Here is a 12635-nt window from a genome sequence, read left to right on the forward strand (position 1 = left end):
TCATGGCCGCATGACGCTTCTGGATAGCCGGCCTAACCTTCTCACGGAACTGAACCGCCAGGCGCAAACTTGGCTGCTGGGCTGGTGGCGCCTGGTTTACCTGGGTGCGCAAATCCTGGTGCTGATGTTGTCGCCGTCCAGCTACAGCCGTCAAAGCCGGCTGGTGATGGCCAGGCACATCTACCACAACACCGCGCCCAACCTGATGGGGTTCACCTTGATGTGTGCGCTGATCACCCTGGTCATCACACGCATCGTGATTGCCACCGCGCTGAGTTACGGCTTGTCCCACTACGCCTTGCAAGTGGTGATACGCGTGTTGGTGCTGGAGCTGATCCCGTTGACCGCCGCGCTGTTTGTGGCGCTGCGTTGCGCCATTGCCAGCGGTGTCGAGTTGTCGCTGATGCGCAGGCGCGGAGAGCTGGAAGCGCTGCAGCAACGCGGCCTGGACCCGGTGCGGCGCGAAGTGCTGCCGCGTGTGACGGCAGGTGTTTTCTCCACCGTGACCCTGGCCGCGCTGAGTTGCGTGGTGGCGCTGGTGATGGCTTATCTGGCGGTCTATGGTTTCGAGCTGTCCGGCCTGCCGATTTACACGCGCCTGTTCGGCCAGGTGTTCAGCCCCGAGGTGTCGCTGATTTTTGTGATGAAAACCCTGTTTTTCAGCCTGGCGGTGTCCTTGATTCCCATGGCCTCGGCGCTGTATGACCCGCATGAGTCCAGTGTGCGTACCAGTGCCGAGTTACGCATGCTGGTGCGTATGTTTGCCGTGATCCTGCTCATCGAAGTGGTGTCCCTGGTGGGCAACTATTATTAAAACCAACAAGCGCCAAAACATGCGTCCTGCCACACCATGAGCGAACCCGAAAAATCATCTTCCTCCCCGCCCTTGCCCGACACCTCGGTGGCCATGCCGCCCGTGGCCAACCTGGAGTTCAAGGCGGTCTTGCTGCTGATCTTCATGGTCGCGCTGGTGGTCGGTTCAGCCCTCTACGTGCTGTACGCCCGCGGCGTGTTTGAAAGAACCCAGACCCTGGTGCTGGTGTCCGACGATTCCGAAGGGGTGGTGGTCGGCATGGACCTGACCTTTTCTGGCTTCCCGATTGGCCGCGTGCGCCGCATCGAACTGGCCGCTGACGGCAAGGCCCGCATCGTGGTGGATGTGCCGACCAAGGACGCCCACTGGCTGCGCACCTCCAGCGTGTTCACCCTGGTGCGTGGCCTGGTGGGCAGCACCAATATCCGCGCCTACAGCGGCATCCTGACCGATCCGCCGCTGCCCAAGGACGCGGTGCGCGAAGTTTTGCGCGGCGACACCGGCGCCGAGGTGCCCAAGCTGATGGCCGCGGCCAAGGATTTGCTGGAAAACCTCAACACCCTGACCAGCAGCGAAGGCGCGTTGGGCGCCAGCCTGGGCAATGTGCAGAAGCTGACCGAACGGCTCAACGGCCCGGGCGGGGCCTTGAGTGTGATGCTGGGCAATGACGCCGAAGCCAAAAAATTGATGCTGACGCTGGACCGCACCAATGCCTTGCTGGCCAAACTTGACGGCCTGGCCGCCAAAACCGACACCCAGGTGTTTGGCGCCAATGGCGTCATGCCGGAAACCCGTGCCACCGTGGTACAGCTCAATGGTTTGCTGGGTGAGGCCAGGGGCAGCCTGAAAAAAGTCGATGCCGTGCTGGTCGAAGCCCAGGCCGTGGGCGCCAATGCCCGCGCCGCCACCGACGACTTGGGTGCGCTGCGCGCCGAGGTCGAGTCCAGCCTGCGCAAGGTCGATGGCCTGGTCAATGAAATCAACCGCAAGTGGCCGTTTGCACGCGACACGGAGATCAAGCTGCCATGAGTTCTTTTTCAAGCGCCGTGCTTGCCGCGGCCGCGCTTTTATCGCTATCCGCTTGCAGCAGCGGCCCCCAACCTGCCGACTGGCAGATGGAGACCAAATCATCCATGGAGCGGGCCGTGGCCGCCTACATGGAAGGCAACACGCGGGTCGAGGCCCTGGAGGCCGGGCGTGCATTGAGCGAGGTGTCCAGCACCGGCCGTATGGATCTGACGGCGCGGGTGGAGTTGCTGCGTTGCGCCAGCCGGGTCGCCAGCCTGGTGTTCGAACCCTGCGCCGGTTTTGAGCGTCTGCGGCAGGATGCGCCGGCCGCCGAACGCGCGTATGCCGATTACCTGGCCGGTCGTTTGCCGCCGCAAGACTTGGCCTTGTTGCCCGCGCCGCAACGCGCCGCCGCGGCGGGTGATGTGGCGGGCGTGAAAAACATCAGTGATCCACTGTCCCAACTGGTGGCCGCGGCGGTTTTGTTCCAGTCCGGCCGTGCCAGTCCGGCGCTGTTGCAAGAGGCGGTGGATACCGCGTCAAGCCAAGGTTGGCGCCGGCCCTTGCTGGCCTGGCTGGGCGTGCAGGCGCAGCTGGCCGACAAGGGCGGGGATGCCGAAGCAGCTGCGCGTCTGCGCCGCCGTATCGCGCTGGTTCAGACACCCGCCGCGGGCGCGACGGGGTTCCAGCCTTGAGCCGGGCCAGCACGGACCTGAGCCGCTGGACGGTGGCCATCGCCGGCATGTTGTCGCTGGCGATCGCCATGGGCATAGGGCGCTTTGCTTTCACGCCGCTGCTGCCCATGATGCTCAGCGACGGCGTGATCGATTTGCCCGCCGCCAGCTGGCTGGCCAGTGCCAATTATCTGGGTTACATGGTGGGCGCCTTGTTGTGCACCTTTCAGCCCTGGATCTGGAAACGTTTCGGCTTTTTGCCGGAGGTCGCCAGTGCGACCTGGGTGCGTGCCGGTCTGATCGCCACCACGCTGTTGACCCTGGGCATGGCCGTGTATCTGCCCCTGGCCTGGCCGCTGCTGCGTTTTGCGGCCGGTGTGGCCAGTGCGGTGGTGTTTGTCTACACCTCAGGCTGGTGTTTGTCGCAACTCGCCAGGCTGGGCGCACCGACGCTGGGCGGTGTGATTTACGCCGGTCCCGGCGCCGGCATTGCCTTGAGTGGCCTGTTCGCCAGCGGCATGGTGGCCTTGCACTGGACAGCGGCGGCGGGCTGGCTGATTTTTGGCGGGCTGGCGGCCGTGATGACGGCCATGGTCTGGCGCACGTTTAACGAGCGCCCGCTGCAGGCCATCGGGGCTGGCGCTGCCACGGCCCCTGCGGCGGCGAGCCCAAGCGCGCCGGCCGGCCCCAGTCAGATGGTGTTCCTGACCCTGACTTACGGTCTGGCGGGTTTTGGCTACATCATCACCGCCACCTTTTTGCCGGTGATTGCGCGCGAAGCCATGCCGGGCTCGATCTGGATAGATTTTTTCTGGCCCATCTTCGGCCTCGGCGTGTTCAGTGGGGCGTTGCTGGCGACCCGCGTGCCGGCCCGGCATGACTTTAGGTATCTGCTGGCGGTTTGTTACCTGGTGCAGGCCTTAGGCATTGCGGCCAGTGTCTTCAGTCCGACGCTGGCGGGCTTTGCGATTGGCAGTTTGCTGCTGGGCATGCCTTTCACGGCCATCACTTTTTTTGCCATGCAGGAGGTGCGGCGTTTGCGACCGCAGGCCGCGGCCAGCGCCATGGGTTTGCTGACGGCGGCTTATGGCATAGGCCAAATTGCCGGCCCGCCGCTGGTGGCGCTGCTGCTCAAACACAGCCGCAACCTGGGCGAAGGGTTCACCTTGTCGCTGGAGATTGCCGGCGCCAGCTTGCTGGCCGGCGCGCTGGCATACCTGTGGATGGTCAGCGCCTACCCGGTGGCGGGCAGGGCGCCGCGCTGATTTTTCTAGTCAAATCGGCCTCCAGCCCTTTGGGATCGGGCGCAGGCAGCTATCAAAAGCAGAGCGAGTGGGCTGTGCTGCCTATTTCGCGGCGAGCACGGGCCTGAGAAACTGCGCCAGGTCCGTGCCCTGCATCACGCCTATGCGATGGTCGACGGCAAACTCGCGCGCCTTGTCCGAGACCTCGCCCAGGGTGACAAACAGGCAGCCATCCGCCTTGCGCGCGGCGCGGGCGGCTTCCAGGCTTTCCAGCACCTCCACGCCCAGGCGGGCCGCCTTCCAGCGTTTGCAACAAAGCAGGGTGGTGCCGCCCGACTTGCTGAGCACAAAGTCAGCCGCCGCGCCGTCCAGGCGAGCCACCTCGTAACCCTGGCGCACATAAGCCTGCTCCATGGCGCTGGAAAAATCGCGCCAGGACATGGTGGCCAACTGCGCCAGGGTGCCGGCCACATGGGCGGTGCTGGGCGCCTTGAACTGCCGGTAGCCGGCAATCACGGTGATCACCAGAAAGGGCAGGCCGCCCATGGCGCCGAAGAAAAAATACTTGGGCGGCAGCAAGGCCGCGGCGGCCAAGCCTAGGCCCAGGGCGATGACCAGACTGATCCACCACGGCGAGCGCAGCAAGATGGCGAAGAGTGACTTTTCAGCCATTTTGAATTTCAAGATGTTCCTTTCAAGGCAGGCGCTGTTTGTATCACGCCGGCGAGGGTGACCCGGCAAGGGGCTGGGTGAGGGGCAGCAGCCTGCAGACTGCTTGTGAAGCTGGTAAGCTTCGAAAATGATAGCTGGCTGCGTCCTATTTTATTGGGCTGGAGGCAGTTTTTACTGTTAACCCTCCACGACACCCCGCTTCATGAGCCTTGCGCCCACGCCTTCATCCCCCAGCCACCACGCCTCTCTCGCCTTAGCCGCCGCCCTGGTGCTGGTGGTGATCTGGGGCATCAATTTCTCGCTGCAGAAGTTTGTGTTTAATGCGGTCGGCCCCGGCGGTTTTTTGTTTGCCCGTTACCTGATCATGCCGCTGTGTGCGCTGGCCCTGCTGGTCTGGCGTTATGGCCGGCATTTTCCCAGGATTTCGCGCCGGGATTTCTGGGAACTGGCGCGGCTGGGCGTGGCCGGCCACTTTTTGCATGTGGGCATGGTGAGTTACGGTATCCACTGGTCGACCGCGTTTTCAAGCTCGTTGATCCTGGCCTGCGGCCCCATCTTCACCTTGCTGATCCTGCGCCTCATGGGCCTGGAGCGCTTGCACCGGGCGCAAATCGCCGGCGTCACCGTGGCCTTTGCCGGCGTGCTGATTTTCCTGTCCGACAAACTGCTGGGCGGCCACTGGCTGGCCACCGGAGGCGACTTGTTTTTGCTGGTTGCGGCCAGCTTTTTCTCCTATTACACGGTGGCGGCCAAACCGCTGATCGAGCGCCATGGCGGCATCGTGACCATGACTTACGCCACCTTGTTCGGTAGCGTGCCGGTGTTGTTGTTCGCCTTGCCGGCCGGTCTGGCCGTACCCTGGGGTGACGTTTCCTGGCAGGTCTGGGCCGGCCTGATTTGGTCGGTGACGGTGTCGGCTTTTCTGGGCTGGCTGGTCTGGGGCTGGATCAACGCGGTGCGCGGCGTGGCCCGCACCGCGCCGCTGATGTATTTGATGCCGCCAGTCGCCGGCCTGGTGGCCTGGCTGTTTGCGGGTGAACATTACACCGGCATCAAGCTGGCCGGTGCCGGGCTGACCTTGCTGGGGGTGGCGCTGGCGCAGTTCACCAGCCGCGGCGCACGCGTAGCACCCGCGCCTGTGGACTGAAACGCGGCGCGATCTCAACCCTTCTGCATGGCGGACAAAAGCGGTGGCCGCAGCCGGCCGGAATACTTTCCTTCATACTTGATGCCCGACCACCTACCGACGCCCCCAGACCCATGAGCAAAACCTCGATCGACAAGAAAAAAATCAAGTTCCTCCTGCTGGAGGGCATTCATCCTTCTGCCGTGGAGGTGCTCACGGCGGCGGGTTACACGCAGATTGAAAGCCTGAACGGCGCCTTGTCCGACGAGGAGCTCAAGCTCAAAATCGCCGACGCCCATTTTGTCGGCATCCGCTCGCGCACCCAGCTCACCGCCGAGGTGTTTGCCCAGGCGTCCAAGCTGGCGGCCGTCGGCTGTTTTTGCATAGGCACGAATCAGGTGGACCTGAACGCGGCGCGTGAGCGCGGCATCGCGGTGTTCAACGCGCCGTTTTCCAACACCCGCTCGGTGGCCGAACTGGTGCTGGCCGAGGCGATTCTGCTGTTGCGCGGCGTGCCCGAGAAAAGTGCGGTCGCGCACCGCGGCGGCTGGCTCAAGTCGGCCGACAACGCTTTCGAGATTCGCGGCAAAACCTTGGGCATCGTCGGTTACGGCTCCATAGGCACGCAGTTGTCGGTGCTGGCCGAAGCGTTGGGCATGAAAGTGGTGTTTTTTGATGTGGTCACCAAGCTGCCGCTGGGCAATGCGCGGCAGGTGGCCCAACTGCACGATTTGCTGGGTCAGTGCGACGTGGTCAGCCTGCATGTGCCGGAAACCCAGGCCACCCAATGGATGATTGGCCAGGCCGAAATCGCCGCGATGAAGCCGGGCAGTGTGCTCATCAATGCCTCGCGCGGCACCGTGGTCGAGATCGAGCCGCTGGCCGAAGCCTTGCGCGGCAAAAAACTGCTGGGTGCGGCCATCGATGTGTTTCCGGTGGAGCCGCGCAGCAACAAGGAGATGTTCGAGTCACCGCTGCGTGGCCTGGACAACGTGATCCTGACGCCGCATGTGGGCGGCTCGACCATGGAGGCGCAGGAAAACATAGGCATCGAGGTCGCGGAAAAACTGGTCAAGTACAGCGACAACGGCACCTCGACCTCGTCCGTCAATTTCCCCGAGGTGGCGCTGCCGGCCCACCCCGGCAAACACCGGCTGCTGCATATTCACCGCAACGTGCCGGGTGTGTTGTCGGAGATCAACAAGGTGTTTTCCGACAACAACATCAACATCGCTTCGCAGTTTTTGCAAACCAACGAAGCCATTGGGTATGTGGTGATAGACATCGACGCGGCACACTCAGATATGGCGCTGGCCAAACTGGCCGAGGTGCGTGGCACCATTCGCAGCCGGGTCCTGTTCTGATCAGCTAAGTAGCGACCAGTCGCTATCAAAACAGAAGCTGCCTGCGCCCATGCTGATTGGGCTGCAGGCCTTTTTTCCCTTATAAAAATCAAACGCCGGCACTATAGGCCGGCGTTGGTCTTCAGGGCGCCGGAACCTGCAGGCCCAGCAGGCCCGCCAGCGCGGCCGTGGGCATGGCGCCTTCCTGTGTGACCAGCGCGCCGGTCTGGGCGTGGGTGCCGACAATGGTCGGAATCGACGCAAAGCCAAACCGTGTCAGCAGCGCGGTGTTTTTCGCCACGGCGGCTTTTTGCGCATCGATGTCACTGCCGGCGCTGATGCCGCCACGTTTGGCTTTCATCGAGGCTTCGTGTTCATCCATCGCGGCCACCGGGTCTTTGGCGGCCAGCAAGGTGGCGCCCTGGGCGGTGCTGGAGGCACCGAGGATGCCGACCGGAATCCAGACAAATTTGGCCTGGTTTTTCAGTGGTTTGGCCGCGTCCCACAACACCGTGCAATGTGGGCACTGGGCATCAAAAAACACATAAACCGTGCGTGCGCTCATGGGCGCGCCCACGGCAAAACCCGTGGCTTCGGCATTGATGGCGGCGAGAGACACCGGTGTGCTGCCTTTGGCTGCACTGCCGGCATCCGATCCGTCCTTGCAGCCGGCGACAAACAAGCTGCTGGCCAGGACCCCGGCGAAGAGGAGAGAGAATCGGCGTGATTTGGAAAACATGGGTGGCCTCATGAAAAAACAGCGCACAGGATAACGCACCCACGCGGCCCACACAGGGCAGGTTGGTATTGCGCTGCCGGTGACCACTTTTACGTCTAAAAACTGAGTAGGCTGCTTCGATTCATGAATCAGGTCCCAGTTTGGATTGCCCGGTCATCAATGTCCGGCTATCGCTGACTGCCGACGTACACCTTTTCGATCTACCTGCTCCAAATCGGTCACTGCAGGCTACAGATGGTTAGTCGGTCATGTGGCGGTGACTTCAATGACGGTGGCATCCGCTATCGACTAGATGCAGCTGTTCTGTCATTTCTTTTGTCGCGGTCCATGCGTGTGTCCTGGAACCCGGGAGGACCCCATTTGCAGCGACTACGGTAGCCGCTACCGTAGTCGCGGCGACTGAACACCGTAATGCACACACTGGCGCGCGGGATCCGGCAAAACCATACTTCCTCCATCGACCATCCCACAGGAGAAAGTCATGAACCCCGCCCTTAACCCCCTGCACGCCCTCCCTGGCAACCCTTTCGCCGCTTGGTTGCGTGTTGCGCGTCTCGTGGCGGTGCACCGCCCCATGGTTGTCTCAGGTGCAAGCCGCGATGTTTATGAACTGGTCAAGGGCAGCACCGTCACCGTCTTGCAACCGCAAGGCGCGGTCATTGAGTGCCTGAATGGCTGTGTCTGGATCACGTTCGATAGAGACATTCGGGACACGGTCATCGAAGCCGGCGAGCGCTTTTGCGCTGACCGCAACAGCCGGGCGTTGATCCATGCGTTTGAGGCCTCGCGGGTAAGGGTGGTCCAGGCTGCACCCGCATGTTCGAAGGGTTCATGATGGACAGAGCGCTGCAAGATGTGCTGAAGGTCCACTGTTTCGGATGCGGTGCGCTCAACGCGCACGGCCTTCAGATCAAGAGTTACCGGATAGGTGAGGTTGTGGTCTGCCGATGGCGACCAGAACCCTTCCACATGGGCTACCCCGGCTACGTTTACGGCGGCACCATCGCGTCCATCGTTGACTGCCATGCCATCTGGACGGCGATGGATGAATACTGCCGGGACGTCGGCCATGACATCGAAAATGGGCCACCGCCGTTCGCCTTCGTGACTGGCAAACTGTCGATCAGCTACCTCAAGCCTGTGGTCATTGACGGCGAGATGGAGCTGCGCGCGCGTGTCACGGACAAGGGTGAGCGCAAAACGGTTGTCGCATGCCAGGTGTTCCAGGGAAGCGTCGAGTGCGCCAGCGCCGAGGTCGTGACGGTGCGTGTCAAGGCGATGGGTTGACGGGTGCTTGTCGGGCACGAGACGCCTCCCTACAATGGGCCGTCACCTTCTGGAGGCCGACACCATGGCGCCCAAACAGGATATCCGTTTTTGCACGACGTCCGACGGCGTGCGGCTCGCGACAGCCACCACTGGCGAAGGGCCTCCACTGATTCGCGTCGGGACCTGGCTGAGCCATCTGGAGTGCGACGTTCGCGAAGCTGATTCCTGGGCCACCATCCAGGAGTTCAGCCGCGACCACACCTATGTGCGCTACGACTCACGCGGTTGCGGATTGTCAGACCGGCGTATTCCACCGCTGCAGTTTGAAGACTTGGTCGTCGATCTGGGAGCCGTGGTGGATGCACACTCCCAGGACCCGGTACCCTTGTACGGATTGTCCTGCGGTGTACCGGTTGCCATCGCCTATGCAGCGCGGCACCCGGAACGTGTGAGCCGACTTATTTTGCTCAATGGATTTGGGCGAGCCTATTTCAGCGCCAAGCATCCCGAGCCGGCGGTGTTGGAAGAGGCCAACCTTTTGCTGAACAGTGCGCGGATCAGCTGGGGCAATGAAAAATCGGTTTTCCGCCAAGTGTTTGTTTCTCAGTTATTGGGTAATGCAACGCCGGAAATGCGACGCGGGATCGACGAACGCATGCGGCTGTCCATGACGCCGGAAATGGCTGAGCAGCACCTGCGCAGGAACTACGAGATGGATGTGAAGGCTGAATGTGCACAGCTGAAATGCCCGGTACTGGTGTTGCACGCCCGTGGGGACCAGATGGTGGTATTTGAGCAAGGCCGCAAACTGGCGGCCTGGATTGCCGGTGCCCACTTTGTTCCGCTGGAGAGTGACAGCCATGTTTTATTGGGCGGCGCGCCTGCGGCCGTGCAATTTTTTGCCGAGGTGCGGGCCTTCCTCGGCGTGACTGTGAAGGCTGGCGCCAGCACGGCCAAGTTGAGCCCGCGTCAGTCAGAAATCCTCGCCAGCGTGGCGCACGGACAAACCGACAAGCAGATTGCGCGCGAACTGGGTTTGAGTCCGCGCACCGTCGAGATGCATGTTGCTGGCGCCATGAAAGCGTTGCGTTGCACGACCCGCGCGCAGGCCGTCCACCGCGCCACCAGCGAGGGTTTGCTCGCCATCTGAGCCTGTACACAGCACATCAGGACATTGGCCTCGAAATAAGTGTCTTCTTTTCCAGACGACGAACGCCGAAGAAGGCACCATGCGGCCCACCGTGACCGCACCGTCGACTGGTGCTCCACCCTATGCCGCTGGATTTCCAGAAAGCTGCCGCGGCCGGCGGCGGCTCTGCAATTCTGGGAACGTCATGAATTTGTTGATCCTTGTTCTTATCAAAAGCCTGGCAAATGGGAATGGAACCCCTCCTGCGACTGTGCCGCTATGAATTCCCGGCCTCCAGTGCGGACTGGAGCATCCGGAATGCGGCAGCAAGGTCATCGATGGCGGGTGGGGCGTCATCAAACGCCAACCCGATCAAACGCGGATTGCTGCGGCTTCCGGTCAAGCGGTGCCAGCCATGCGCGGCACGCAACGCAAACCTGGAGTCCGTGATGAAGTTGTCAATGCTGTAGGCGTAAAAAACATGACGCAATTCCCGGCTTCTATCGCGCTGCCAAGTCGTGTGCAACAGAGTCAGACAGTCAGAAGCTACACAACTTGTCTGTTTCTGGACGCGCCTTTCTCGCCAGATACTTTTGTCGCCACTGATGAGCCGGGATTCTTGAAGTTTTGCCGCTGGCGACAAAGTTTCAACGATCACAACGTGCATCTCTTGACCATTACGCTGGTAGGTCAAGGTTAAAGTTTCATTGTTGCTTTGCGGGTCCACGGACCAAGCCGCTATAGGGGAAACAAGTTCCCAGCCCGATATATTCTGGGGATACAAACCAGTCTGCGCTTCGCGTGGCGACCGCGGTGCATTTGTCGGCAAGTTCACCACGGTGCCGGTAATCAACAGCACCGACAGGCCGGCCACCACCGGGGCAAACCGGCGTACCGGCCCGACCTGATCTTGTGGTGGAATCACTGGCGCCACTACAGCTGTGTCCGCTTTTAGCTGGCTCAAGACATAAAACAGCAAACCCAAGGTCAGGAACAAGGCGATCCATTGGATATTGCCGTGAGCGGTCAGCTCCATTTGAGAACCCCGTACCCAGTCAATCAGTACGATCGTATTGACGCGTAGCGCGTTGGCAAAGATACCGAGCAAGGCGCCCAACAATGAGAGGGCCGCGATCTTGAAGACCGAGCGGTACAACAATAAACCAAAGCTGTAGCCAAGAAAAATGGCCAGGGTCACATAGGAGAGACCGGCGCATTCATCCACCACAATGTACCGATTGGCGCCAACGTAGACGACGAAACCGACCACGGTGTGGGGCAGATGGGCGACAAGGGCAAACAGCTCAATGGCCTTGACCGTCAATAAACGTAGCAGGGGCTGAAGCAAATCGCCACTGGGGATCATCAAAAACATCAGAGCCAGGGCCGGGAACAAGCGCCAATAGGCACGCCAGCCCAGCATTGACATGGCGATGCCCTGCACCGTCAGAACGAGGGCGAATTGCCGGCCAACATCGATATTCATCAAAGCCGCAGCGCCCCAGCAGGCAGCAGCGCCAACCGTCACCAAAACGCCAGTGAAATCAGGTTGCGGGCTAACCACCAACCCGATCTGAGGATGATGCCAACCCAGTACATAAACGAGCATCGGAATGACAAGCCAGGCATATTGATAGGCCTCGCCATTGCGCCAGGAAGCCACCAAGTCCAACAGGGTGGGCCACAACGCCAACGCTGCCAGCAGGCAGCCAAGCATTCCCCCCCAAAGTGCGTCTTTCCAGCCTTGAGTCATCACCGAACCGGACGGCTCCGCCAAGACCGCCGCTATCGAGGCGGCCTGACTATCCATGTTGTCCCGATCAGGATACGCAAGGCGGGGATGGAATAAAAAAGGTTGCTGCAGCACCCTTGCCAGGCCGGTGTCCCTGGGCTGATGAAAATAGCCCAAACCAAAATGCGGGATTTTGACGTGCGCAGGATCAACATAGCTGCCAAACAGGCGATCCCAAAGCGTCAGAACCGTTCCATAGTTGCTGTCGGTTTGTGCTTGCAGGTCAGAATGATGCACCGCATGCACGCCGGGCGTGACGATTAACCGGTTCAAGCGGCATTCCAGGGAAGCCGGAAGACGTAGATTCGCGTGCGAGTAAAGCGCGATCACGGTTGCGGTCAACAGATACAGCCCCACTGCCTGGGCGGGCAGGCCAAGGACACCGATCAGCGCCAGCATGACGGCGGTACCGAGCAAAAATTCAAGCGGGTGATGGCGCTCCGACGAGGTGACGTCGATCTGTGTGTCGCTGTGGTGAACCAGATGTAGACGCCACAAAACAGGAACCCGGTGGAACAAGCGATGTTCCCAATAGCGCCAAAAATCTATAAGCAGAAATGTCAGCAGCAACTGTGCGACGAAAGGCAGACTCAGTCGTGCCAGTAATCCTGGTGGCTGATGTAGGGCAAAGGCATAAATACCGACCGGTATGACGAGGGCGGTAACGACGCTGCCGATCAGAAACAAGCCTATATTGCTGGACCACCGCCTCGCCATCTGAACCGGCTGGCGCTGAAATCCGCGCACTCTTTCCAGCAGCACAAGCAAAACCACGGTCGAGAAAAAAACAAGCTGATACCGGACTTCGAATTGTTCAGCCATTGT

The 12635-nt window shown here is 61.1% G+C and carries 12 protein-coding genes; 9 read left to right on the forward strand and 3 right to left on the reverse strand.

The genetic code is table 11. The features are described 5' to 3' along the window. Positions 1 to 10: 10 nt before the first annotated feature. The 4 genes from ACHMXK_RS10125 to ACHMXK_RS10140 are packed head-to-tail and all read left to right on the forward strand — an operon-like array spanning position 11 to position 3761. Positions 11 to 814: an MlaE family ABC transporter permease gene (locus ACHMXK_RS10125; protein WP_397439935.1), complete on the forward strand. Its 804-nt coding sequence runs from the start codon at positions 11 to 13 to the stop codon at positions 812 to 814. A 36-nt stretch (positions 815 to 850) separates the two neighbouring features. Next, complete coding sequence (locus ACHMXK_RS10130) at positions 851 to 1843, forward strand: MlaD family protein (RefSeq protein WP_397439937.1); 993 nt, start codon at positions 851 to 853, stop codon at positions 1841 to 1843. Further along, on the forward strand, positions 1840 to 2517 hold the full coding sequence (locus ACHMXK_RS10135; RefSeq protein WP_397439939.1) for a hypothetical protein: 678 nt from the start codon (positions 1840 to 1842) through the stop codon (positions 2515 to 2517). The genes ACHMXK_RS10130 and ACHMXK_RS10135 overlap by 4 nt, the downstream gene beginning before the upstream one ends. A gap of 47 nt (positions 2518 to 2564) precedes the next feature. Continuing rightward, on the forward strand, positions 2565 to 3761 hold the full coding sequence (locus ACHMXK_RS10140) for a YbfB/YjiJ family MFS transporter (RefSeq protein WP_397442497.1): 1197 nt from the start codon (positions 2565 to 2567) through the stop codon (positions 3759 to 3761). Positions 3762 to 3842: 81 nt separating this feature from the next. On the opposite strand, the gene ACHMXK_RS10145 is transcribed toward ACHMXK_RS10140, so the two are convergent. Beyond that, on the reverse strand, positions 3843 to 4412 hold the full coding sequence (locus ACHMXK_RS10145) for a restriction endonuclease (protein ID WP_397439941.1): 570 nt from the start codon (positions 4410 to 4412) through the stop codon (positions 3843 to 3845). A gap of 202 nt (positions 4413 to 4614) precedes the next feature. Between ACHMXK_RS10145 and ACHMXK_RS10150 the strand changes: the two genes are divergently transcribed. Next, positions 4615 to 5559, forward strand: coding sequence for a DMT family transporter (locus ACHMXK_RS10150; protein WP_397439943.1), 945 nt, complete (start codon positions 4615 to 4617; stop codon positions 5557 to 5559). A gap of 113 nt (positions 5560 to 5672) precedes the next feature. Further along, entirely contained in the window at positions 5673 to 6902 is a 1230-nt protein-coding gene (serA, locus tag ACHMXK_RS10155; RefSeq protein ID WP_397439945.1) for a phosphoglycerate dehydrogenase, read from the forward strand. 121 nt (positions 6903 to 7023) lie between these two features. On the opposite strand, the gene ACHMXK_RS10160 is transcribed toward serA, so the two are convergent. After that, positions 7024 to 7620, reverse strand: a complete 597-nt coding sequence (locus tag ACHMXK_RS10160; protein WP_397439947.1) for a DsbC family protein — start codon at positions 7618 to 7620, stop codon at positions 7024 to 7026. A 481-nt stretch (positions 7621 to 8101) separates the two neighbouring features. Here ACHMXK_RS10160 and ACHMXK_RS10165 point away from each other — a divergent pair, with 481 nt between their 5' ends. The 3 genes from ACHMXK_RS10165 to ACHMXK_RS10175 all read left to right on the forward strand — a co-directional run bounded on the left by ACHMXK_RS10165 (position 8102) and on the right by ACHMXK_RS10175 (position 10039). Next, positions 8102 to 8455: a DUF2917 domain-containing protein gene (locus tag ACHMXK_RS10165; protein ID WP_397439949.1), complete on the forward strand. Its 354-nt coding sequence runs from the start codon at positions 8102 to 8104 to the stop codon at positions 8453 to 8455. Continuing rightward, the gene (locus ACHMXK_RS10170) at positions 8437 to 8907 is read left to right on the forward strand and encodes a PaaI family thioesterase (RefSeq protein WP_397439951.1); all 471 of its coding nucleotides are present in this window, start codon (positions 8437 to 8439) and stop codon (positions 8905 to 8907) included. The genes ACHMXK_RS10165 and ACHMXK_RS10170 overlap by 19 nt, the downstream gene beginning before the upstream one ends. Positions 8908 to 8971: 64 nt before the next feature. Beyond that, the gene (locus ACHMXK_RS10175) at positions 8972 to 10039 is read left to right on the forward strand and encodes an alpha/beta fold hydrolase (protein WP_397439953.1); all 1068 of its coding nucleotides are present in this window, start codon (positions 8972 to 8974) and stop codon (positions 10037 to 10039) included. 256 nt (positions 10040 to 10295) lie between these two features. Here the strand turns inward: ACHMXK_RS10175 and ACHMXK_RS10180 are convergent, their stop codons facing one another. Further along, the gene (locus ACHMXK_RS10180; protein WP_397439955.1) at positions 10296 to 12632 is read right to left on the reverse strand and encodes an archaeosortase/exosortase family protein; all 2337 of its coding nucleotides are present in this window, start codon (positions 12630 to 12632) and stop codon (positions 10296 to 10298) included. Positions 12633 to 12635 lie beyond the last annotated feature (3 nt).

It is taken from the genome of Polaromonas sp. UC242_47, from assembly GCF_044452385.1.
Taxonomy (GTDB): domain Bacteria; phylum Pseudomonadota; class Gammaproteobacteria; order Burkholderiales; family Burkholderiaceae_C; genus Polaromonas.

Bases quoted from the DNA above. Each gene is read 5' to 3' on its own strand.
- ACHMXK_RS10125 (WP_397439935.1), top strand. From the start codon at position 11: ATGACGCTTCTGGATAGCCGGCCTAACCTTCTCACGGAACTGAACCGC.
- ACHMXK_RS10130 (WP_397439937.1), top strand. From the start codon at position 851: ATGAGCGAACCCGAAAAATCATCTTCCTCCCCGCCCTTGCCCGACACC.
- ACHMXK_RS10135 (WP_397439939.1), top strand. From the start codon at position 1,840: ATGAGTTCTTTTTCAAGCGCCGTGCTTGCCGCGGCCGCGCTTTTATCG.
- ACHMXK_RS10140 (WP_397442497.1), top strand. From the start codon at position 2,565: ATGTTGTCGCTGGCGATCGCCATGGGCATAGGGCGCTTTGCTTTCACG.
- ACHMXK_RS10145 (WP_397439941.1), bottom strand. From the start codon at position 4,412: ATGGCTGAAAAGTCACTCTTCGCCATCTTGCTGCGCTCGCCGTGGTGG.
- ACHMXK_RS10150 (WP_397439943.1), top strand. From the start codon at position 4,615: ATGAGCCTTGCGCCCACGCCTTCATCCCCCAGCCACCACGCCTCTCTC.
- serA (WP_397439945.1), top strand. From the start codon at position 5,673: ATGAGCAAAACCTCGATCGACAAGAAAAAAATCAAGTTCCTCCTGCTG.
- ACHMXK_RS10160 (WP_397439947.1), bottom strand. From the start codon at position 7,620: ATGTTTTCCAAATCACGCCGATTCTCTCTCCTCTTCGCCGGGGTCCTG.
- ACHMXK_RS10165 (WP_397439949.1), top strand. From the start codon at position 8,102: ATGAACCCCGCCCTTAACCCCCTGCACGCCCTCCCTGGCAACCCTTTC.
- ACHMXK_RS10170 (WP_397439951.1), top strand. From the start codon at position 8,437: ATGTTCGAAGGGTTCATGATGGACAGAGCGCTGCAAGATGTGCTGAAG.
- ACHMXK_RS10175 (WP_397439953.1), top strand. From the start codon at position 8,972: ATGGCGCCCAAACAGGATATCCGTTTTTGCACGACGTCCGACGGCGTG.
- ACHMXK_RS10180 (WP_397439955.1), bottom strand. From the start codon at position 12,632: ATGGCTGAACAATTCGAAGTCCGGTATCAGCTTGTTTTTTTCTCGACC.